General features: G+C 56.6%; 18 protein-coding genes. 13 read left to right on the top strand and 5 right to left on the bottom strand.

The genetic code is table 11. The annotated features are described in order from the left end of the window. Window positions 1-62 precede the first annotated feature (62 nt). The 8 genes from rpmH to Q672_RS28520 all read left to right on the top strand — a co-directional run bounded on the left by rpmH (window position 63) and on the right by Q672_RS28520 (window position 10211). Window positions 63-197 (top strand): 50S ribosomal protein L34, encoded by a 135-nt coding sequence (rpmH, locus tag Q672_RS28555; protein ID WP_008929683.1) that lies wholly within the window; start codon window positions 63-65, stop codon window positions 195-197. Between the two features lie 37 nt (window positions 198-234). After that, window positions 235-600, top strand: coding sequence for a ribonuclease P protein component (gene rnpA, locus Q672_RS28550; RefSeq protein ID WP_022985930.1), 366 nt, complete (start codon window positions 235-237; stop codon window positions 598-600). 40 nt (window positions 601-640) lie between these two features. Next, on the top strand, window positions 641-2389 hold the full coding sequence (yidC, locus tag Q672_RS28545; RefSeq protein ID WP_022985929.1) for a membrane protein insertase YidC: 1749 nt from the start codon (window positions 641-643) through the stop codon (window positions 2387-2389). A 174-nt stretch (window positions 2390-2563) separates the two neighbouring features. After that, window positions 2564-3931 carry a tRNA uridine-5-carboxymethylaminomethyl(34) synthesis GTPase MnmE gene (mnmE, locus tag Q672_RS28540; protein WP_022985928.1) on the top strand — a complete coding sequence of 456 codons (1368 nt, stop codon included), beginning with the start codon at window positions 2564-2566 and terminating at the stop codon, window positions 3929-3931. A gap of 361 nt (window positions 3932-4292) precedes the next feature. Further along, window positions 4293-6053: a hypothetical protein gene (locus Q672_RS28535; RefSeq protein WP_022985927.1), complete on the top strand. Its 1761-nt coding sequence runs from the start codon at window positions 4293-4295 to the stop codon at window positions 6051-6053. A 10-nt stretch (window positions 6054-6063) separates the two neighbouring features. Next, on the top strand, window positions 6064-7392 hold the full coding sequence (locus tag Q672_RS28530; RefSeq protein ID WP_152521836.1) for a hypothetical protein: 1329 nt from the start codon (window positions 6064-6066) through the stop codon (window positions 7390-7392). Between the two features lie 16 nt (window positions 7393-7408). Then, on the top strand, window positions 7409-8119 hold the full coding sequence (locus Q672_RS28525) for a hypothetical protein (RefSeq protein WP_152521835.1): 711 nt from the start codon (window positions 7409-7411) through the stop codon (window positions 8117-8119). 10 nt (window positions 8120-8129) lie between these two features. Continuing rightward, window positions 8130-10211, top strand: coding sequence for a DUF6160 family protein (locus Q672_RS28520; RefSeq protein ID WP_022985924.1), 2082 nt, complete (start codon window positions 8130-8132; stop codon window positions 10209-10211). A 59-nt stretch (window positions 10212-10270) separates the two neighbouring features. Here the strand turns inward: Q672_RS28520 and Q672_RS28515 are convergent, their stop codons facing one another. Continuing rightward, window positions 10271-10837: a carboxymuconolactone decarboxylase family protein gene (locus Q672_RS28515; RefSeq protein WP_022985923.1), complete on the bottom strand. Its 567-nt coding sequence runs from the start codon at window positions 10835-10837 to the stop codon at window positions 10271-10273. A 174-nt stretch (window positions 10838-11011) separates the two neighbouring features. On the opposite strand from Q672_RS28515, the gene Q672_RS28510 reads away from it, so the two are divergent. Continuing rightward, window positions 11012-11605, top strand: a complete 594-nt coding sequence (locus Q672_RS28510; protein WP_022985922.1) for a TetR/AcrR family transcriptional regulator — start codon at window positions 11012-11014, stop codon at window positions 11603-11605. Between the two features lie 69 nt (window positions 11606-11674). Here Q672_RS28510 and Q672_RS28505 read toward each other — a convergent pair whose 3' ends face one another. Next, window positions 11675-12424, bottom strand: a complete 750-nt coding sequence (locus Q672_RS28505) for a transporter (protein ID WP_022985921.1) — start codon at window positions 12422-12424, stop codon at window positions 11675-11677. A 297-nt stretch (window positions 12425-12721) separates the two neighbouring features. Here Q672_RS28505 and Q672_RS28500 point away from each other — a divergent pair, with 297 nt between their 5' ends. From Q672_RS28500 to Q672_RS28485, 4 genes are all read left to right on the top strand, one after another. Next, window positions 12722-14353 (top strand): fatty acid--CoA ligase, encoded by a 1632-nt coding sequence (locus Q672_RS28500; protein WP_022985920.1) that lies wholly within the window; start codon window positions 12722-12724, stop codon window positions 14351-14353. Window positions 14354-14771: 418 nt separating this feature from the next. Further along, complete coding sequence (locus Q672_RS28495) at window positions 14772-15884, top strand: efflux RND transporter periplasmic adaptor subunit (RefSeq protein WP_022985919.1); 1113 nt, start codon at window positions 14772-14774, stop codon at window positions 15882-15884. After that, window positions 15881-18973, top strand: coding sequence for an efflux RND transporter permease subunit (locus Q672_RS28490; RefSeq protein ID WP_022985918.1), 3093 nt, complete (start codon window positions 15881-15883; stop codon window positions 18971-18973). The genes Q672_RS28495 and Q672_RS28490 overlap by 4 nt, the downstream gene beginning before the upstream one ends. A gap of 58 nt (window positions 18974-19031) precedes the next feature. Continuing rightward, entirely contained in the window at window positions 19032-19697 is a 666-nt protein-coding gene (locus Q672_RS28485) for a M48 family metallopeptidase (protein ID WP_022985917.1), read from the top strand. Between the two features lie 122 nt (window positions 19698-19819). On the opposite strand, the gene cspE is transcribed toward Q672_RS28485, so the two are convergent. The 3 genes from cspE to Q672_RS28470 all read right to left on the bottom strand — a co-directional run bounded on the left by cspE (window position 19820) and on the right by Q672_RS28470 (window position 22634). Then, window positions 19820-20023, bottom strand: a complete 204-nt coding sequence (gene cspE, locus Q672_RS28480) for a transcription antiterminator/RNA stability regulator CspE (RefSeq protein WP_022985916.1) — start codon at window positions 20021-20023, stop codon at window positions 19820-19822. Between the two features lie 194 nt (window positions 20024-20217). Then, window positions 20218-21105, bottom strand: coding sequence for a D-hexose-6-phosphate mutarotase (locus Q672_RS28475; RefSeq protein ID WP_022985915.1), 888 nt, complete (start codon window positions 21103-21105; stop codon window positions 20218-20220). Window positions 21106-21260: 155 nt separating this feature from the next. Next, window positions 21261-22634: a WS/DGAT/MGAT family O-acyltransferase gene (locus Q672_RS28470; protein WP_022985914.1), complete on the bottom strand. Its 1374-nt coding sequence runs from the start codon at window positions 22632-22634 to the stop codon at window positions 21261-21263. Between the last annotated feature and the right edge of the window lie 247 nt (window positions 22635-22881).

Genomic DNA, 22881 nt, shown 5'->3' with positions numbered 1-22881 from the left:
GGCAGGATTCCCTAGACTTGCCGCCCTTCTAAATAGCAGTCTATTTCCACAGGTAAGACGCCATGAAACGTACATTTCAGCCCAGCGTACTGAAGCGCAAGCGCGCCCACGGTTTCCGTGCCCGTATGGCCACCAAGAATGGTCGCAAGGTACTGGCTGCTCGCCGTGCCAAGGGTCGCAAGCGGTTGGCTGCCTAAGCCAACCGTTTTCTCCTGCCCTCCGGCTGAGGTAACTGTGCCTTTGTCCCAGGCCTTTACCCGGCAACACCGACTTCTCACCGGTTCCCACTATCAGGCTGTTTTTGACCACGCTTCCTGGAAGGTGGGCAATGCTTCGTTTTTGTTGATGGCAAAAGCCTCAGAGGAACCCCTGCCTCGACTGGGTCTGGTGATTGGACGCAAGCGCGCCAAACGGGCAGTTGACCGGGCCTGTATCAAGCGCCGAGCCCGTGAACAGTTCCGGCTTCGCCAACAGAGCCTTCAGGGTCTGGATATTATCTTGCTGGTCCGCGGTCGTGTGGATCACCCCGATCCTGCCCTCGTCAGCCAACAGCTAGGCCAGCTTTTCGACAAGCTGCTTGCCAAGTGCCGGCAGGCTTGAGAAACTGCGGCCCGTTTTTCACGCCAAAGATAAGCCTCTTATGGAAATCCCGCGCGCCTTAGTGATTACTGGCATTGCCATCGTCTCCTACCTGATGATTCAGGCTTGGCAGAAAGACTATGCCAACCCCACCCAACCCGCTGCTACCGAGCAAGTGGCTGACGCCGGCAACGCGTCCCCCGATCTTCCGGCTCCCCAGTCTGATCTGGGCCAGGATAATGGGGTGCCCTCTGCGCAAGCCGAAACCGCAGCGGCTGACGCACTGGGCCTGCCTGCGGTGGAAAACACGCAGACCTCCGCCTCGTCACGGCACATTGAAGTCAACACCGACGTATTGCGAGTCGAAATCGACCTGCAAGGTGGGGATATCGTACGGCTGGCGCTTCCTGACTACCCCATTCATGTCGAGACACCAGATCAGCCATTTGTGCTGATGGAGCAGGATGCTACCCGTACCTATGTTGCCCAGAGCGGCCTGGTGGGGACTAACGGCACCGATTCCAGCGCGGGCCGACCACTGTGGTCAGCAGCGTCGGAACGCTACACCCTGAATGAAAGTGACAATGAGCTGAACGTTGACCTGACCCTGAGCCAGGACAATGGTGCGCAAATCATCAAGCGCTATACCTTTGAAAAAGGCAGCTATCTGGTCCGTGTCAGCCATATCGTCCGCAACCAGGGCAATAGTGAATGGTCCGGGGCCCTGTACGGGCAGATCAAACGCGATGGCAATGACGATCCGGGTCTGGCCAAGCAGGGCTGGGCGCCCATGCCGACGTATCTTGGGGCCGCCTACTGGGATACCGAAAAGCCCTACAACAAGCTGGACTTCGATGACATGCAGGAAAGCCCGCTGAACCTCACGGTAGAGGGCGGCTGGCTGGCCATGGTGCAGCATTACTTTGTCTCAGCCTGGATTCCCGACCCGCAGCAGCGTAACCACTATTCCAGCGTCTACCTGAATCAGCGTGATCAGTACCTGCTGCGTTTTGTGTCCCCCACCGTGAAAGTGGCGCCGGGCGAAGAAAAAGTCCTGTATGCCGAGTTTTATGCCGGGCCGAAAACCCAGGATCACCTGGAAGCCATCAGCCCGGGCCTGAACATGACCGTGGACTATGGCTGGCTGTGGTTTATTTCCCAGCCGATCTTTGCCCTGCTGGTGTTCCTGCAGAGCGGCGAAGTGTCCATTTTCGGCATGGATATCGATATCGGTGGCGGCGTCAGCAACTGGGGCGTGGCGATCATTCTGCTGACCTTCATCATCAAGGCGATCTTCTTCAAGCTTAGCGCGACCAGCTATCGTTCCATGGCGAAGATGCGCAAGGTGGCTCCCGAGATGCAGCGCATCAAGGAGCAAAACAAGAACGATCGTCAGAAAGCGCAGATGGAAACCATGAAGCTGTTCCAGCGGGAAAAGATCAACCCGCTGGGTGGCTGTCTGCCGATGCTGGTGCAGATGCCGGTGTTCATCGCCCTGTACTATGTGCTACTGGAATCGGTGGAGCTGCGCCAGGCGCCGTTCTTCCTGTGGATCAATGACCTGTCGGTGATGGATCCCTATTTCGTGCTGCCGATCCTGATGGGCGCCTCCATGTTCCTGCAGACCCGCCTTAACCCGACCCCGGCGGATCCCATGCAGGCCCAGGTGATGAAGTGGATGCCGATCGTGTTCTCCGTCTTCATGTTGTGGTTCCCGGCTGGTCTGGTGCTGTACTGGCTGACCAACAATATCCTGTCCATTGCCCAGCAGTGGGTCATCACCAAAAACATCGAAAAAGGCAACGACTAACGTCGTTGCCGGGATTTGAGCCTCAAAGCCATGGCTCAACCTCCCCGTAGGAGCGCCGCTCGCGGCGCGATCCCCAACGCCCAATATCGCGCCGCGAGCCTTTTAAACTCGTGACATTTCGCCCTTTTTAGGTTTTCCTTGCGGCTTGTAGCTTGCCGCTTGTCGCTTTTTTCCATGCCCAATTCCGCTGACACCATCGTTGCCATTGCTACCGCCCCCGGTCGGGGTGGGGTGGGTGTGGTGCGTCTGTCCGGGCCTGCAGCCCCTGGCATCTCAAAATCAATCTGCGGCGATCGCGAACTGACCCCGCGCCTGGCGCACTTTGCCCGCTTTCGGGATGCGGCAGGACAGGTCATCGACGAAGGCCTGGCCATCTATTTCCCCGCGCCACACTCCTTTACCGGTGAAGACGTGGTGGAATTGCAGGGGCATGGCGGCCCCGTCATTCTCGATTTGCTGGTGAAGGCGTGTATTGATGCCGGTGCACGGCAGGCCCGCGCGGGGGAGTTCTCTCAACGGGCCTTCCTGAATGACAAGATGGACCTGACCCAGGCGGAAGCCATCGCCGACCTGATTGATGCCGGAACAGAAGCCTCTGCCAGAGCCGCGCTCAATTCCCTCCAGGGCGCTTTTTCCAGCGAAGTGAATCAACTGGTAGAAGACCTGATCGGCCTGCGTATCTATGTGGAAGCCGCCATCGACTTCCCGGAAGAGGAAATCGACTTCCTGTCAGACGGCAAGGTAGCCTGTGACCTGCAAGCGGTGCACCAGCAATGCCTGCGGGTACTGGATGAGGCCCGGCAAGGCCGGTTGGTCCGAGAAGGGATGACCCTGGTCATTGCGGGCAAACCCAATGCGGGCAAATCGTCCCTGATGAACGCCCTGGCCGGGTTCGATGCGGCGATCGTCACGGACATAGCGGGCACTACCCGGGATGTGCTGCGCGAATCCATTCAGATTGATGGCATGCCGCTGAACCTGATCGATACCGCCGGCCTGCGTGACAGTGCCGATGTGGTCGAGCAGGAAGGTATTCGCCGGGCCTTTGCTGAAATCAAAAAAGCCGACCGTTTGCTGGTCATGGTAGATTCCCGGGAACAGTCAATAGATCCACAGGATATCCACAGCCTGTTGCCGCAGAGTCAGCAACAGCTGGAGGATCTGGCGCTTCCCATCACCGTGATCCTCAACAAAGCGGACTTGTCGGGCTTGCCCTGTGGGCCGCGTTCGGACGGTTGCTTTGTACTGTCCGCTTCCACTGGAGAGGGGCTCCCGGCCTTCCGTGACCACCTCAAACAGGTGGCAGGCTACCAGGGGGAAGGGCAAAGCCGATTCTCGGCCCGCCGCCGCCATATTACTGCGCTGGAGCAGGCCCTGCAGGCCCTGGAAAACGGCCGGGCGCAACTGCATAGCCATGCCGCAGGCGAACTCCTCGCCGAAGATCTGCGCGCCGCCCAAAAAGCGCTGGAAGAGATCACCGGCGCCTTCACCGCCGATGACCTGCTCGGCCGCATCTTCTCCTCCTTCTGCATCGGCAAATAACCCACCTCGAAACTCACAGCCGTAGCAGCGTCGCTGGCGGCGCGATTACCCAGTATGCACATGCAGCGGCAGCAGGAACCCATCCCCCGTAAACGTTTGATAAACAAAGCGTTTCCTAAACAACCCGTCTACCCGATTGGCCAAATACATCGCATTTCTGACCATTCCGCCCATCCGGCGACAAACGGAAAATCTTCTTACAAAACAAGGCAATAAAACTGCGTATACAAAATAACGCTTGCTGATCATTGTTTGGCCAGTACGATCGCGCCACCGTGTGTAAAGCTATAGAAACTGTCTGTGAATATTTGTTAACAGATAGGAAATAAGAATAACGTATATGTATATGGGAGAGTGCGTCATGCAGACGATGCGTCAGTGCATGCGTGAAGTGTGCTATTCGGCACGGGCAGGATTGCTCGGCCTGCTGGCCCTGTTGCCATTGTGCAGCCTGGCAGCGATGGAGCGCATGGATGACGCTGCCATGTCCGATGTCAGCGGAGCCGGCATTGCCTTGGGCTTTGAAGATTTTCGCTGGCTGACCAAGCCAACCAGTTACTTCGAACAAATGGGAACGGATCCCGTTGGGGATACCACCTTTCAACGTGCTGACATGCGCTGGTATGGGCTCAGTATCACTGCAGTTCCAGATGGCTCCTCTGGTAATGAAGGTTTTCATTGGGACGCGTCCACCGGCTCCTTTGGCAGCGCCTGCACCGGAACGGGCTTGGCGTGTCCTCTCGGAGGGGTGATTCCCGATTTCTCCCCCTATGATAATCCCTATGTACTGCGGGCTTTTTCCCCCACGGGATACAGCTACGACGGAACTGTTCTGAACAGTGATCCGGATAATCCGGACAAGACGGTATACGAATACGTCGCGCCGACACAGCAGCCCTACTATAACTTTGCCTTTTGGGGAGAAATTGAAGCAGGACGCACTGGAGCGAATGAAAATCTGGAGACCGGTTCTGGCGATTTTCTCAAAACTCAGACCCTGATTCAGGGTAATGCCGCGGGCTCAATATTCAGGATGTTTCAACACACCCAGCCAGGGAATGAAACATTCGCGATTATGTACCACAGCCATTTGCGCGGGGATTTCCGCTTTTCGGCTGCCCAACATAACGGTGGCGCAGGCAATAACGGCAGTGATGTCATCGGGGTTCCTGTCATCTTTGATGAACAGGAAGGTCTACATTTCAAGAATGTGGATGCCTTTATTCCTCTGGGACAGCTCTTTTACCAGGCGTTGACCCTGGATGCCGTACCGCAACAAGACGGTAATTTTATTCTTGAAATTCCCTATCTTAGAGACCCCTCTATTCCAACAAGTAACCCCCTTAATGCGGCCATGGAGCATTTCTATTCATTTGCTGTTCCGGAGACAACTGCAGACTCAAATGATCCGAATGGTCACACCTTGGCAGGGTTTATTACCGCACGATTGGCACTTCTGGAAAGTACCCCAGGCGCGAATATTGGTGCTTATAAAAACTATGTCAGCAGTACTTATGGCATCCCGTTAGCAGACATAGAACTACCTGAAAGCTACAACGTGACTCACGGTTATTCACGATGGGGAGACTGGTATCCATGCCGTGGAATTGGTTGCCCGTCTGTTCACACAGGGAATGCCTCGCACCCCGATCGAAATATATTTAATTCGACTAGTGATGGTGTCTTTTTCAGGAAATGTACAGGGTGTAATGACTTTGATGCATTTGCCTACATGATCACAGCGGTTGATGTTCGGCCTGGAAATAACCAGTACACCTGCCCGGGTGGAAGCAGCTGTGGTTCATACACACCACGCGGAATATCTGCCTCAAGTCGAACAGATAATGGCCGCTACTATGCGCAGTCTGATTCTTGTAGTGCAGGAACGGGAAGCAATGCCTATCGCTGCGGGTATGGCGGAAGCTACAGCATTAATGCTGGCAGTCGCTATACCCATGCTTCAAGACAAGATCCTTCAGAGCTGTTTGACGTATCCAGTCAGGCTCCGGCCGCAGGCCTCCCTGTCATTCGTACAGATGTTGTGAATCTTGGTGATGCACGCATTGAAGGGATGCAGATTAATTATATGAAATTTACCAGTTACGGTGCCGGAGCTCCGTAGGGATTCCATTATGAAAATAACAATATCCCGGAAAATGATGCACTGGATCTTCACTACCCTGCTGATGATCTCTTGTACGAATGTGGATGCATTCCGTCACACTATGACTGAGATGGATGACGACTCACTGCGTGATGTATCAGGGCAAGGCCTTTTCGTTGCGGACATGGTCCGAGGGGATGAATTAACTGGGGCAAATGAATACTCAACCCCATTTAATTTTTACCGTATCGGAATGGACGGTGAGATGCAGCTCAATCTCAATATGTCCAAACTTCAGCTCGGTTGCGGCGGCATCAATGACCACCTTTCGGGTCATGCTGGCTGTGATATTGATATTGATTACGTGACGATGATGGGGCGCGATGGATATGAGGCCGGAGATTCCCAGAGCCCGGTGATACTGGACCGTCCGTACATGGAATTTGCCATTAAAAATGATGATACCCGGACCATGAGAGAGGTGGTGGGTATCAAAATTGGTGCCGCCACGGTCAATGGATTTATGGCTACTGGTCGTCGTTACTATCAGGGTGTCACCAACGAAGAGAACAATGGATTCGCCAGTTCATGCAATCCTTCAGCGGCTACAGGATCCGGAGTTGTCGGATGCCACTCCGGGCTCAATACCGTGAGTGGATTCCTGGGTACAGACTTGTCACTGACTATGAGGGTGAAGGCAAATATTTGTGCATTGGGGATAGTCTTTGGTGCATGCCTTGGTGCTATTGGGCTTGATGCATGGGGCTGTACAGGGCGGACCGCCACTAACGTGGATTTGTGCGGTACCAACCAGAGTGATTCTGTGTTTGTTGATCTTGCCGGTACCAGGATGCAAACGTTGGGGTTACGCGCCGCAGAACTTACGCTGAATGGCAGCGGGGTGGTGGCTGCGTTACAGGCGTTGGGATTAAATGATGTGTATGCACAGCTGAATACTGATGCCCGAAGTGTGCATGGTCTGGCTTTTGTGGATACCAGTGATTTCTTCCTTTCGTTCCAGAGAGAGGCTGTGGCTTACCCGAGGTACAGCAAAATTACGCCGACGGAAGAATTTACCCAGAATGGTCAGATGGGGGTGGCGCTGGACGCATGTGCAACAACGAATATGGATACGTCTCGTTGTCATAGTGCTTATGCCGTTCCTGCCAATACAGGGTGGTGGCTGAATGCACCAAGTGCAAAGTTGGTAGATGTATTCAATGATGATTTTGATTTGGGTAATCAGACCGTTATCGATGTATTGCCCCTTCTGGCAGCGCCGGGTTTTCTGATTGAGCACCCGGAGTTTCAGATGCAAAGGGCACAGAACTGTTATGGATCCAGCACGTTCTGCTGATAGGGGAGGCAAGATAATGAAAATAAAATTCCTTCCGTTTTATTTGTTCATATGGATATTCGCTCCGATACAGGTTGCCGCTGAGACATTACGTCCAATGCAAGACGAAGAGTTGGAAGCGGTCACAGGCAAGAATGCAATCCAGCTTTCCTTAAAGATGCACAACAATGTGGAAGTTCAGGACGATAACCATGTGGCATTAAGCCATTGCAATACTGCGCCTGGCACATATAACCCTTGCCGGTTAGGGATGGAGTTTGTTGACAAGGAAAGAAACTGGCTGGTGATGAAAGAATTTTATGGATATCTCAACCTGGTGGATATCCGCTTGGAAGGGGTGAAGCTGCCTTCCAGTTCCACTGCGCATACCTCCTACTATGATCCGGATCGCTTCAAACGTGAGGATGGCACCTGCATGATTGCAGGATGTGATCCGCGGGGACTGGCGGCTATTGAAATGACTTACCCCTCGGCAAAGGGAACGGGTGAATATGGAGACATGCTCACCTTCCTGAATGTGGGAAGAATGACGGTAGAGGTGAATGACCCGGGGGCGACATACAGTGATGCAAGTAATCCCCATACGCCTGATGACATTGCAGATTTCGGTTTTATGCAGGAACAGAATCAGGGGGTAGCAAATGCATTCCGCATCAGTGACAGTGCGGGTCCGAATGCAAACATGCAGGTACGTTTTGACGGGAGGGCGTTGATTTATGGTTTCTAGAACGCTTTCGTTGTTATGGCTGGTGCCAGCATCATCACTGGCATTAACCCCGCTGGATGATACTTCGCTGTCTTCGGTAAACGGTCGAGATGGTTTGACGGTCAATTTGCAAAGTCCGGATGGTATCCATATTGACCGGATTACCTGGGAGACAGATCAGGGAATTGCTAATCAGGAGGCACTGACGCATTTTCGCGATCTTTCCTGGGAGGGCGATGGCGGACCCATGCAATCGACCTTCACTTTTGATGTGGGAAGTGATGGTAGTAATCCCATGGTCGCCATGAACTATACCTGGCAGCCAGGTTTTTACCGTATCGGCGGCTTCACTCTCGAAACTCCTACAAACAAGGCATTCGCCAACCAGTCTCTGGGACAGCTTGGCTTGTATTCCCAGGGAGGGATCAGTCTGTCCAACCGTGGGTTGTTCAATGCGGATGGTGACTTTGCCCAGTTAGACTTCAACATGACGGGAGATCTGATTCTGCGGCAGGGCGGTCCGGGTGTGGCGGAATTAAGCTTCGGTAATCTGGTGTTTGAAAATCGCTTTACCAATGGCGCGGCAGGGGGGCACGCGGCAGGGAATGGAACGATTGGGATTACGGCTGATGGCTTGCTGATCCAGGCTGATCATACCTATACCGATCTGAGTTTCGATTTAATGTACAAGCAAAACCCTGTGGATTTTGATCGGGCAGGCCGATCACCTCTGGTTCATCTGGGTTGGAAAGGGGGTCTATCCAATGCGCAAATGGAGATTCTTCCGGGGGGGGTGAGCTATAACCTTGTGGGCAATAGCTGGGATTACACAGCAAACCGATCCGAAGGATTATTGTTCCGTTCGCAATGGGATTTTGATTCTGATTTTGGCCTGGCAATTGGTCATGCTGACGGTGACAGAACTCGCCTGACACTTTCGGACTGGACCAAGCTTGGCGGAACAGCAGGACCGATGCTGTCCATGGATGTCATTCTGGATATCCTGCAGAACAATACCGGGCCATCAGGGCTATGCTTCGGCAGTACCTTGACCAGTGGTCAGCCCAACCAATCGCTGTGTGAGGCCAATGGTGGCGAGTTCCTGGATACTCGCGTGGCAGCCAATGATTCTGCTTTCGCGTTTCTTGTCCGTAACGGCCACCTGCATGCTTATAGCAGTAAAATGAACGTACAAAATCCGGTGAGCGGATGGGATCAGGATTATGACTTCGGCCTGATTCTGACCATGGGGAAACTGGATGCGGATGTACTGATTTATCCCCGTGGTGCTTACAGTGGTAACGGCTTTACGGGGACTGAAGGGTTAAAGCTGGACATTAACTTGTTGGCACAGTCTCCGGGGTATTGGGATAAGGCAAACAGTTCGGATCCCACGGTAAGAGCAACGGCGGGAGACAATTGGGCGACCAATTCCCATTTGATGTTTGCGAATACCAACACTGGTGTGGGTGTCGGTATCCTGAACAATGATGTGCTGTGGCAAACCCGGGATATGTTTATCCGCATCGGCGATACCGACATGGCATTTCCCGATATGCCCAGCGGTATCATGCTAAGCAGTGATACGTTTGCCCGCTACTATCTGCGGGGGCTTTTTGGCGCGGGGGATCTCAATGATCTGGGGAACAACACCGCGAATGTCGCACTTTGGCAATTCAATCTGGCCGCCAGTCAGTACCGGTTCGTTCTCTATCCCAGTACCAAGGCGTACACGGTACCCGATGGTTCCGGTGGAACCACATCCGAAACCTTGTCTACCATCGGCTTCGCCGGCTTCTTCCACCTGGATGGCAGTTCCTATTTGAGTCTGGCGGAATCCTCCAGCCCGCAAGCCTCCTTCAATCTCTACAATGTAGAGGGAAGTTTGGGATGGAAAGACGGTAACGTGGTCATGAAGTCGGGTGACCAGAATCTGGATGGAGCGCCTACCATTACGATTGAAAATCAGTTGTTGATTGGCGAAAGCGTCAACTTTGGCAATGGCCCGGGTAATCCACTGATCGGTAACGTGGGATTTGGGGATCAAAACTACGGACGTATCGCTATGCCTGGCGGAATCTGGAATAGCGAGATTGTAGCCAAGGTTCCCTAGGAAAACTGAACAGCATAAGACCTGTTTCCGGTGTTAACCGGAAACAGGCAAAGCAGACATCAGCAGGTGGGCTGTTCCGCTCCATGCCATGCGAATTTCTTGAACGGTTCATCAACCGGTGTATTGGCCAGATGGTTGGTGTAATTACTCATCACCTTTTGTGCCAGCCCAAGAATAATCTCGAGAACATGTCGCTTTTCAAAGCCGGCACCAAGAAAGCTGTTGATCGCTTCTTCACTGACCTCACCCCGGTCGCGAACCACTGCAAGAGTGAAGTCACGGAGTGCCTCCAGCCTGTCGGTAGGCAGAGGTGTCTTGTCACGTAATGCATTGGTGATGCGGTCGTCTACTTTCATGGATTTGGCGATGCCGGTGTGTGCGGGAACACAATAGTGGCAGGCATGTTCCACATTAATGGTCTGCCAAACGACGGTGATTTCATCATCGTTAAAGCTGGTTTCAAGAAACAGGGAATGCAGTTTTTGGTACCCCTCCAGCAGTCCCGGGGCCTCCGCCATTACCGCATGCAAATTCGGAATCATGCCAAAGCTTTTCTGTGACGCCTTCAAGAGGGCTTGGCTGGCCTCAGGGGCGCTGTCTTCTGTATGCAGCTGAAAATCCGTCATGGGGACTCCTCAGTAAAGGTTTGTTTTTGAGTGATTGCTCAAATACAGGATCAAACCCTAACAGCATTGTGTGGAATCTCAACCTTTTTTGAGTGAATACTCAAAAAAGGAGTAAAATGCATTGCATTCGAGGCGATTGACCCACCAGAGGAGAGAAAGGTTTTGCCAAGACCAATGCGCCAAGACCGCCAAGAGTGTCTACAACGCGCCATGGCCCTGTTCTGGGACAGGGGTTATCACGCGACCTCCATGAAAGACCTGGAACAGGTCCTGGATATGCGCCCGGGCAGTATCTATGCCGCCTTTGGAAGCAAGGAAGGCCTTTATAGTGAAGCATTGACGTTGTATGCCAGAGACATGGCCAGCGAGTTTTCCCAACGGGTCTCCAGCCAGTCCAGTGTGCTCAATGCGCTGGCCAGCTATGTGAGGGAGCTGGGTAAACTGAATCGTGACAAGCTGCCTTCCTGTGCCTGCATGCTGGTGAAAGGGTTGCTGGAAACGGGGGAAAGCCACACCTTGCAACGGCAAATCGAGGCCAGTCTGTCGGGTATGGAAGGCCTGTTCCGACAGGCTTTTCAGCACGCCATCGAGAACAGCGAAATAGCCCGGTCTGGCGAGGACCGCTATCAGCCGGAGCGATTGGCCAGGTGGTTGCAGTTTTCCATCATGGGCCTGCGTGCCTATGCTCAGCGGTCCGGGAATCAGCGCGGGCTTCAAGCCCTGGCGAATGATCTGGCAGATGACGTTTTGAGACTAGGAACCCTCTGACCAGTGCCTTGATGTCTTGCCTGCCGTTTGAAGACCGGCAAGGCTTGGGAGAGCGGGCTTGTTGGGCGGCTAGAACGCGACTGCGATTCCCAGCCCCGTTTCATTATCCACGCTGTCGTTATCCAGGGCGCCGCGGCCATAAAGATCGAATTGAATCGTCGGAGTCAGCATCCAGGTAAGACCGCCGCCTGCGCGATGATTATCGTCACCGTTTTCGTCGTTCCGGCTTAGGCCGGCGTCAAGAAAGACCGCCCATTGCTCGTTGAGCCGTGCGTGCCAGCTTGGCACCACGGTAGTCCACTTTTCGTTACCTCTGTCGTCATAACGAACACTGAGTTGCAGCTGGTGTCGGTCGTCAAGCCACCAGCCTCCACTGATTGCCATGAAGCTGCCATCTTCTTCATTACTGAAAGCGTCGCTGGCGGTATCCAGCAGCATGCCGCCGAGCAATGCTGCGCGAAAGATGTCGCCCCGGTAGAGGGACAATTTGAGACCCAGGCTGCTGTCGCCCATTCCATCCAGTTCGCTGGACTGTTTTCCGGTGGTGTATTCCTGATAACGGTAACTGTTGATACCGACCTGAATTTCCATCTTCGGGATAACACGCAATCGCAACAGGGTATTGAAGTCCAGGGTCGTAATTTCCGGACTGCTGCGCATGTCCAGTGTCGCGTCAGGGAGCCCCTGTTCAATGGCGATGCGGTATTTGCCTAGCAGATCCGGGTTCAGTCCCAGTCCTGGTCGTTCGAAAGCCGGGGCGGCCACGCCCGGGCCAGCAACAAGCAACAGTAGGGGGGGTACGCAAAGCCAGCGGGGCATCGACTCTTCACTCCTTTGAAGAACATGCAGGCAGACAAATCGGAAAAGGCACCCTAGCACCGCCAGAACCGGCTTCACCATTAACCGAAAGAATTAACCGTGCCAGGGGATGACGAGATTGCTAGACAGGGTGTCTACATGGCGTAGTATTTTGTAACCGTTCCGGGTTTGCCGCAGGTGACCTGCGGGGAAGGCTGTGCCACCCTTGGGGGCCGGCATACTGGTGAGTAGGTGGAACACCCTGCCGCCGTCGGAACGATAATAATTGCCATATTTATGGACCTTTGGAGAGTCAAAATGAGTAGCGACCTGAGCATTCAGCGCAGTGCTTCCGCCGTGGAGCCGGCACTGGTGATCAACCGTATCCTGGAAGCGGGGGTGCGCAAGGCGCCGAACCAGACCATCACCTACAATGGTCGTGATTACACCTACCGCGAGTTTGAGGAGCGGGTTCATCGTCTGGCCGGGGCGCTGGCCGCCCAGGGCATCAAGCCCGGTGACACCGTCGCCGTCATGGACTGGGATACCAACCGCTACCTGGAAGCCTTCTTTGCAATCCCGATGATGGGGGCTGTGCTGCACACCGTAAATGTACGGTTGAGCCCGGAGCAGATCCTTTACACCATCAACCACGCCAAGGATGACGCTATCCTGGTGAACAGCGAATTCCTGCCGGTGCTGGAAGAGCTGAAAGACCGTATCGAGCCGGTGAAAACCTATATCCTGCTGGACGATGACGGGGTCAAAGGCAGCGACAGCCTGCCCCTGGCGGGGGAATACGAGGCGCTGCTGGCCGACGCACCGGCCCGCTATGCGTTCCCGGAGCTGGACGAAAACACCCGCGCCACCACCTTTTACACCACCGGCACCACCGGCCTGCCCAAAGGGGTGTATTTCTCCCACCGTCAGCTGGTGCTGCATACCTTTGCCGGTCGTAACACCATGTCCGGTGTCGGTCAGGGTCGCTTCAACGAAGACGACGTCTATATGCCGATTACCCCCATGTTCCATGTGCACGCCTGGGGGATTCCCTACATGGCGACCCTGATGGGCGTGCAGCAGGTATACCCGGGCCGTTATGAGCCGGCTACCCTGCTCAAGCTGCTGGTCAGCAAGAAAGTCACCTTCTCTCACTGTGTCCCCACCATTATCCAGATGCTGTTGCAGGCGGAAGCCGCCAAGAGCGTGGACCTGAGTGGCTGGAAAGTGATCATCGGCGGTTCGGCCTTGCCCAAGGCCCTGGCCATGGGGGCGCTGGAGCGAGGTATTGATATCTATACCGGTTACGGCATGAGCGAAACCTGCCCACTGCTGACCCTCGCACAGTTGACCCCGGAGCTGGAGAACGCCGACCTGGAAACCCAGGCCGACTACCGCACCCGCACCGGTCGCCCGGTGGCCATGGTGCAGTTGCGAATCGTCGATGGCGAGATGAACGACGTCCCTCACGATGGCAAGAGCCAGGGGGAAGTGGTTGTCCGCGCCCCCTGGCTGACCCAGGGTTATCTGAACGATCCGGAAAAGTCCGAAGAGCTGTGGGCGGGTGGCTGGTTGCACACCGGTGACGTGGCGGTGATGAGCGACGATGGTTGGCTGAAGATCGTTGACCGCATCAAGGACGTGATCAAGACGGGCGGCGAGTGGGTCTCCTCCATTGATCTGGAAGGCCTTGTCCTGCAACACCCCGGTGTGGGTGAGTGTGCAGTGGTCGGCGTGCCGGATGCCAAGTGGGGCGAACGCCCGGTGGCGCTGGTGGTGAAAAGCGGTGATGCCGACGAAGAGGGTATCAAGGCCCTGATTGCCGACTATGCCGAGAAAGGCATCATCAGCCGTTATGGCATCCCGGACCGGGTGATTTTTGTCGATGCCCTGCCGCGTACCTCCGTGGGCAAGCTCGACAAGAAGAAGATGCGGGCGGAAATGGTGTAAGAAGCCCTGGCAAATACGGTGGTTCGACCGCGAAGGGTCAGCGACGCTTGGCGCGTCGCGGTGGAACCACCGTTCGCTCAGAACAGCGACCTGCAATCAGCGTTGCCACGATAACCACGACGAATACGCTGTAGGAGCGGAGGTTCCGCCGCGAAACCGTACTCTGGAAACCCCACCTTAACCGCAGTGCATGACGACGCACGAAGCATCCCCCGGTTTTATCTCTTTGCCCTCTGTGGTGATGAGCGCTTTGGAGCACCTTTCCGGCAAGACACCAGCAGATCAAGGCGCGATATTCGCAAAGAATGTATCCAGGAATGAATTAGCTTCATACTTGGCGGTCAGACTGGCGTATGAATTGCGAATTGCTTGCATAATGACGCGCTAGGCTTGGCGTGTTGAATTGAGGGAGTACCCCATGGGGCGGATTTTGGCGGGGCTGGTGCTGTTGGCGCTGGCGGCAGGGGGTATCTGGTGGGCACTGGTACCCGATAGTGCGGCACCGCGACAACGGCCACCCACCGCGGTCAACGTGGCACCCAGCATTGAGCGGGACCTGTTTGATCAGGTCGAGGCCGTGGGCACCGCCCGGGCGGCCCAGGCCGTGGTGCTGTTGGCGGAGGTGCCCGGGCGGGTCTCGAAGATTCATTTTCAACAGGGCCAGCAAGTCAAACGGGGTCAGCTGCTGGTGCAGCTCGATGATCGCAATGCCCGTGCCGAACTGGCCCGGGCCGAAGCCGAATACCAGCGTGCCCAGGACGATTTTCGCCGTGGCCAGCAGTTGGTAGACCGCCGGGCGATCTCGCAATCGGAAGTGGATACTTTCCGCACCAGCCTGGAAGCCGCCAGAGCCAATCGCGATGCAGCCCAGGCGAACCTCAACGACCACCGTATTCAGGCCCCCTTTGCCGGGGTGGTCGGGCTGCGCCAGGTGGATCCCGGCGCGTATCTTCAAACCGGTGATGCCATCACCACGCTGGATAACCTGGGCCATATCGAAGTGGATTTTCAGATACCGGAGCGCTATCTGGGGCGGCTTACCGTGGGGCTGCGGGTGCATGCCAGCAATGAGGCGTTCCCGAACCTGAATTTTGACGGGGCCATCAGCCATCTGGATTCCCGGGTCAATGCCAGCAGCCGCAGCCTGACCGCCCGGGCCCGGCTCAACAACCCCGGTAACCGGGTACGTCCCGGTCAGTTCATGCGTATTACCGTGCAACTGGCACAACGCACCGCGTTACTGGTACCGGAACAGGCGATCATCACCCAGGGAGCACAGAGCTATGTGTTCACCGTGGATGCCAACAGTCAGGCGATTCGTCATCCGGTGACCCTCGGCGGTCGGCGTGATGGTTGGGTAGAGATTCGTGACGGTCTGGTGGGGAACCCCGAGATCATCGTTAACGGACACACCCGGCTGGGCAGTGGTCAGGCGGTCAACATCATCGACAACCCCGATGCCTTGTTGCCGGAACAGCGGGTCTTGATTGCCCCACCGACACAGGACGTGGCGGGAGACGCGGCCGCATGATCCTGTCTGATGTGTCCATCAAGCGGCCGGTCTTCGCTACGGTGATCAGCCTGCTGATCGTGGTGTTCGGTGTCATTGCCTTGCAGAAACTGCCGATCCGGGAATACCCGGACATTGATCCGCCGGAAGTGTCGGTAACGGTGGACTATGCCGGCGCGGCACCAGAGGTGATCGATACCCAGATTATCCAGGTTATTGAAGGCGCCATTGCCGGGGTGGAAGGGGTGCACCGCATTGAGTCGCGCAGCCGGTTGGGCTCGGCGCGGACCACGGTGGAATTCAGCCTTGAGCGGGATGTGGATATCGCCGCCAATGATGTTCGCGACGCCGTATCACGGGTGTTGAATCGCCTTCCGGAAGAAGCAGAAACACCGGTGATTGCCAAGGCCGATGCGGATGCCCGCCCGATCATCTGGGTGACCCTGACCAGTACCTCGCTGGCGCCACAGGAGCTGACGGACTTTGCCGAGCGTTCTCTGGTGGACCGTTTTGCGGTGCTCGATGGCGTATCGGAAGTGATCATCGGTGGTGAGCGCCGTTATGCCATGCGGGTGTGGCTGGATCGTCAGAGGATGGCAGCCAACGGCGTTACCGTGACCGATATCGAGCAGGCCCTGCGCAGCAACAATGTGGAGCTGCCGGCGGGACGGCTGGAGTCCGACTCGCGCGCCTTTACGCTGCGCGCCGACAACCGTTTGGCAACCGTGGACGCCTTCAAGGACCTGGTGGTGCGCCGCCAGGGCGATTACCTGTTGCGGCTCGGTGATGTGGCGAGAATTTCCCTGGGGGTGGAAAACGACGATTCCATTCTTCGCGCCAACGGTGAAACCGCCATTGGCCTTGGGGTCGTGCGCCAGTCCAAGGCCAACACCGTGGCGGTATCGGACCTGGTGCGTGAAGAGATTCTGGCGGTGCGCGAAAGCCTGCCGGCTGATATTCATCTGGATATCAATTCTGACGAGTCCCTGTTCATTCGCGCCTCTATCCGCGAGGTGTTGATCACCCTTGGGATCTCGGTGGTGCTGGTGATTGCCGTGATCTTTGTCTTCCTGGGCAATTTGCGTGCGACCCTGATTCCTGCCGTCACCATCCCGGTTTCCGTGATCGGCGCCTTTATCGGTTTCGGGATGATGGATTTCTCCATCAATGTGCTCACTCTGTTGGCGTTGATTCTGGCCATTGGTCTGGTGGTGGATGATGCCATCGTGATGCTGGAAAACATTCAGCGGCGTATTGATGAAGGGGAGTCGCGACTGGTGGCGGCTTACCTGGGGGCCCGGCAGGTGGCCTTTGCCGTGGTCGCCACTACGCTGACCCTGGTCGCGGTGTTTGTGCCTATCTCGTTCATGGGCGGCGATGTGGGCCGGTTATTCAGTGAATTTGGTTTTACCCTCGCTTCAGCAGTGATCATTTCCAGTATCGTGGCGCTCAGTCTTGCGCCCATGCTGTGCTCGCGCTGGCTGCACCGTCACAGCCAAAAAAATCAGCAAGGGCAGGGCAACGCATTTGAGCGCGCGTTGACGCGACTCAACAATGGCTACGCGAGCACCCTGAAACGGACCCTGCAATCACCGGGGTTGTTGATTGGTGGCTGCGTGTTGTTGTGTGTAGTGGCGGTGGTGCTGTTCCGTCAATTGCCCCAGGAACTCGCCCCCACAGAAGATCGCGGCGTCTTTATTATTCCAGCCACCGCGCCCCAGGGAGCCACGGTGGAATATGGCGCTCATCACACCCAGGCCGTGGAAGAGATTCTCATGCCGCTGGTGGAAAACGGTGAAGCAGAGCGGGTGCTGGCAATCGTTGGTTTCCGGGGGGTGGCAGAGCGGGCGTTCACCATTGTTCGCCTGAAAGACTGGGAAGATCGCGAGCGCACCCAGCAGGAAATCGTTAACGGGATTCGTGGCCCGCTGATGAACGTGACAGGCCTGCGAGCCTTCCCGGTGAATCCCCCGGGGCTCGGGCAGAGTGCCTTCAATCAGGAACTGGAAGTGGTGGTCGCCGGACCAGACTATGAGCAAGTGTTGGCCTGGAGCGAAACCCTGATGCAGGCCATGAATGACAATCCCAACCTGACCAGCATCGACACCGATTTCGAACAAACCCAGCCGCAACTGGACGTGAAACTGAATCGTGAACGGGCCGCGGATCTGGGCATCACCGCCACCGATGTGGGGCAGACCCTGCAGGCCATGTTCGCCACCCTCACCGCGTCCACCTACGTGGATCGTGGTCGCGAATATGATGTGCTGCTGGAAGCCGAAAAACGCGCCAGCCGCAGTCCCGAGGACGTACTGCCGATCTACCTGCGCGGCAGTTACGGCGATCTGGTACCGTTCTCCAGTGTGGTGGAACTGACCACCACCGGCGATGCCCCGGAGCTGCGCCGGGTGGATCGCCTGCCCGCGATTACCCTGTCTGCCAACCTGGCAGAAGGCTACGATCTGGCCTCGGCCATGAACTATGTGGAACAGAAAGCGCAGGAAATCCTGCCGCTGGAAGCGCGCATCAGCTATAAGGGGATGGCCGAAGAACTGGAAGAATCCTCCTCGGCCATTCTGATTACCTTTGCGCTGGCGCTGGTGATTGTGTTCCTGGTGCTGGCGGCCCAGTTCGAAAGCTGGATCCACCCCCTGATCATCATGTTGACCGTGCCACTGGCGCTGGCCGGCGCGGTGATTGCCATCCGCGTCACCGGGGACAGCCTCAATATCTACAGCCAGATTGGCATGATCATGCTGCTTGGGCTCATGGCCAAGAACGGCATCCTCATCGTTGAATTCGCCAATCAGTTACGGGATGAAGGCAGCAGCGTCAAAGACGCGATTTACCAGGGCGCCATTGTGCGTTTCCGGCCGGTGTTGATGACCGGGGTGTCCACCATTTTTGGTGCCGTACCACTGGTGCTGGCCACCGGTGCCGGTGCGGAAAGCCGTTTTACCATCGGCGTGGTGATTCTGGGAGGCTTGCTCTTTGCCACGGTACTCACACTCTTTATCATCCCGGTGTTGTACCAGTGGTTGGCACCCTACGCTTCCCCCGCCGATGCGGTGAAGCAGCAGCTGGATAAGGAAATGCCGAGAAGCCACTAACTACGCTGTAGGAGCGTCGCTCGCGCCGCGAGCGACGCTCCTACGGCGAGGTTGATTCATGACTGACTACCAACTGATCCGCAGCAAGCGCCGCAGCCTGGAGCTGCGTGTGCTGGAAGATGGCCGTGTTCAGGTGCGTGCGCCGCAGCGGGCGTCCCTGCGCATGGTGCAGGATTTTGTGGATAGCCGGCGTCAGTGGATAGCTGACCAGCAACAGCGCCAGGCCAGCCGCCCCCGGCAACGCTGGCAAGATGGTGCCACGCTCGCGTGGCGCGGCGAGCCCTTGCAGATGGATGTCTGTGAAGGGCGCACCCGGGTCGCACTCAGCGGACCCTACCTGTCGGTGCGGGTGGCAGAGCCGGAGCAGGAAATGGCGGTGCGCAGCGCCGTGGAGGGCTGGATGCGCCGCCAGGCCAAACCGGTGTTTGAAGACAGTATCGAGCGCCAGTTTCACTGGTTTGAACAACAGGGCTTTGTCCGCCCCACCTTGCGCATCAAGAAAATGCGCACCCGCTGGGGGTCACTGTCTGCCCGCGGTTACATCAACCTCAACATGGCGCTGCTGCACTACCCGGCCGATGCACTGGACTATGTGGTGATGCACGAGCTCTGTCACCTAAAACACATGGACCACGGTCCCGGCTTCCATGCCCTCATGGACGCCCGCATGCCCGACTGGCGTCACCGCAAAACCCTCCTCGAGCAACCCCTGTTCCAACCGTGAATGAAAACCCCCCACCCTTCCCGTAGGAGCGTCGCTCGCGGCGCGATAAAAAACGCCTGGCATTTTCGCCAGGCACAAAAAAACCCGCCGAAGCGGGTTTTTTTGTTTGCCGAAGCAGTGACTTAGTCAGCCACTACGTTGGCAGCCTGAGGACCTTTAGGGCCCTGCTGGATCTCGAAGGAAACCTTCTGACCCTCGGCCAGGGTTTTGAAGCCTGAGCCAGTGATTGCACTGAAATGAACGAATACGTCCGCACCACCATCGTCCTGGGAGATGAAACCAAAACCCTTGGACTCGTTGAACCACTTCACAGTACCAGTAGCCATGTGAATCTATACCTCAAAAACTATTACTTAGGGTGTTGCTTGCAAACCATGATGGGGGGTGTTCGGAGACAACTTCAGCTTCACGCAGGGAAGGCAACTACCAACACAAACCTCGGCCATAATTCGCAGCCACTTCCGACTCTACTCCCCTTTTACGGCAATCACCACCTCTTTTTATGGCGTATTTCTGCGGCTTACAGCGGCGTTGTCATAAATCTGACCGCCATCTCATGGTGCTGGCCCGGTGCCAGCACCAGCATGTCGTCCAGCACGCGGGCGGTTTCAATGCAGATCATCTGTTGCCAGGCATCGTCCGGGAACTGGCTCAGGCGCTGACTTTTCTCGACCCAGGGGTTCCACACCACTGCGGATTGGCTGCCGGAAACCGACAGGGTAATGCGCCGTTGCCAACCGGGATCGTCGATATGGAGCTGATTGCCCAGCTTCAGGTACAGGCGATCCGTTTCGCCTTGCAGGGTCAGCGGGCCCTGCTGCAAATGGCTGTGCCATTGGTCCAGAGCATCCACATAGGGGTGCCCATCGAGGCCCTGCAGGGTAATCCGCCGGCTGTCGCTGACCGCAAAATAGCTATGCAGTGCCTGAGACAGCGCGACCTCGGACTCACTGTGGTTGTGGTTAACCAGCGTCAGTGTCAGGTGCTGGTCCAGACAGACGATCAGGGTCGGGGTCACGCCGGGGGCCTCATCGGGCAGGTGATCCGGGTCGGGCCGGAACCGCAGCACACATTGCTGCGAGCTCTGCACCTGCTCTACCAGTGTCCATGGCAGGCCTCGCACCAGGCCATGGGCGGGCGGGTCGGCCAGGATATAGCGTGAGGCGACAGCGTCGGGATTGAAGCCAAGCCCACCAAACCAGGGCCAGCAAACGGGCACCCCTCCGCGTACGCTCTGGCCACGCTGGTAGGCCGCTTCCGGGCTCAACCAGATCAGTGGGGGCTCGCCGTCGTGGCGGTACTCCAGCACCTGGGCGCCCTGTTCGGCGATCACCAGCGTTTGTCCTCGATGATAAATCTGCCAGCAGGACAGTTCACCGCGGGTGATTTGGGAGATGGAAGAGGTCATCCGTTACCTGCCATTGTCGTCAGGAGAAAATCGGCGTTAGCCGATCTTCGCTGTCATATAGCACCCGCTCCGGTTTGCATCGGGCAGGAAATGTCGGAGATGGGCTTGCGCCCATTTCCGACCTGCGGTTCAGCGGGTTACCCAGCTTGCCTATGTCACTTGATCCCTGCCGCGATCTCCAGCTCGCGGATGGACTGCTCCAGATAATCCAGCAGGCGCTGCATGGAAGGCAGGGTCCGGCGGCAGGCGATCAGGCCAAATTCCAGCTGATCCTGGTAGCTGGTCAGGGTGATATTGAGGGCAATGCGATCCAGGGCAATGGAGACCGGGTACACCCCCTTGAGTTGGGCCCCGTTCCAATACAGCGGCTCACGGGGCCCCGGCACGTTGGAAATCACCACATTGAAGGCACGCCATTTGGGGGCCAGCCCGGTCAACAGGTTGAGGCCGGTGGGCGCCATGGTCAGGGCGGTAAAGTTGAGGATTTCCTCGGCACTCATTTGCGAGAAGCGTTGCTTGGCCTCCTCGATGGAGTCATGCACCACCCGGATACGGTTGCCGGGATCACAGATATGGGTGCCCAGGTTGGCCAGGATCATACCGATCTGGTTACCGCCGGCGCTGTCGTCGGTACGCAAGTTCATGGGCACCATGGCAATCAGCGGTTCGTCCGGCAGGGCATGCTGGCTGATCAGATATTCGCGCAGGGCGTGACCGCACATGGCCAGCACCACGGTGTTCACTGTACAGCCAAACGCCTTGGCAATGCCTTTCAGGCGCGACAGGCAGAAGCTCTGGGCGGCGAACCGGCGCGAACCGGTGATGGCACCATTCAGAATGGTGTCAGGGGCCTGGAAGATGGAAACGTAATTCTCATCCTTCTTGGCCTTCTGGGTGACCTTGTAGATCTCCCGCGCCAGCGCAGGCACCGTCGCCGCCTGCTTGCTCACGCCGGCGGTGAGGCGGGCCAGACTGGAGGCCACATCCACCGGGTTGCTGGGCAGTGAGCGTTGGCGCTTCTTGATCTGGAAGGCCCAGCCCGGTGCCATATCCCGCTCATTGGGGTCGGTAGACAAGGTGCGTGTAGCCGTGCGCATGGCCGAAATACCGTCCATGACCGAATGGTGAATCTTGTAGTAGAGCGCGAACTGGCGGCCGCGGATGCCTTCAATCAGGTGGGCCTCCCACAGCGGCCGTTCCCGGTCCATCAGGTTGGAATGCTCTGCCGACACCAGTGCCAGCAGCTCACGGATACGGCCGGGTTTGGGCAGGGCTTCGTGACGAAAGTGATGGTCCAGGTCGAACTGTTTGTCCTCGGTCCAGTAGTACTGGCCAAGGCGCCGGGTAAGGCGCTGATTGAACGGCGCCACCGGGCTGGAATATTCACGCATCTGCTCGGCCAGCTCACTGACATACTTGGGGCCGGCACCCTCCGGAAAATGGAACAATTGCAGGCCGCCTACATGCATGGGCTGCTGGCGTTTTTCGAGCCACAAGAACAACTGGTCCACCGGGCTTAGCGCTTTCATAGAGTCCTGTTCCTTCTCTCTTGTCGTGGTTCCATTTACACAGACTGTCTACCGCTATTGAAAATGAAATGCAGCGTCCGTGCCAATCGGTGAAAAAACCGATTTTTTGCTTGGCAGAGAGGATGATAGCGATAAAAACGGGTGGGGGTCACTGTGTCGACGGCGAGGTCATCATGGCATTCATGTGAATAAGAAGGGCTGTCTCATTGGGTAATGTTATCGAAGAAGATTCAGTGAAAGACAGTGG

Source organism: Alcanivorax sp. P2S70 (assembly GCF_000475295.1).
Lineage (GTDB): Bacteria > Pseudomonadota > Gammaproteobacteria > Pseudomonadales > Alcanivoracaceae > Alcanivorax > Alcanivorax profundi.
Note: the sequence above shows the minus strand (reverse complement) of the source record. Positions and strands in the feature narration are given on the sequence as shown.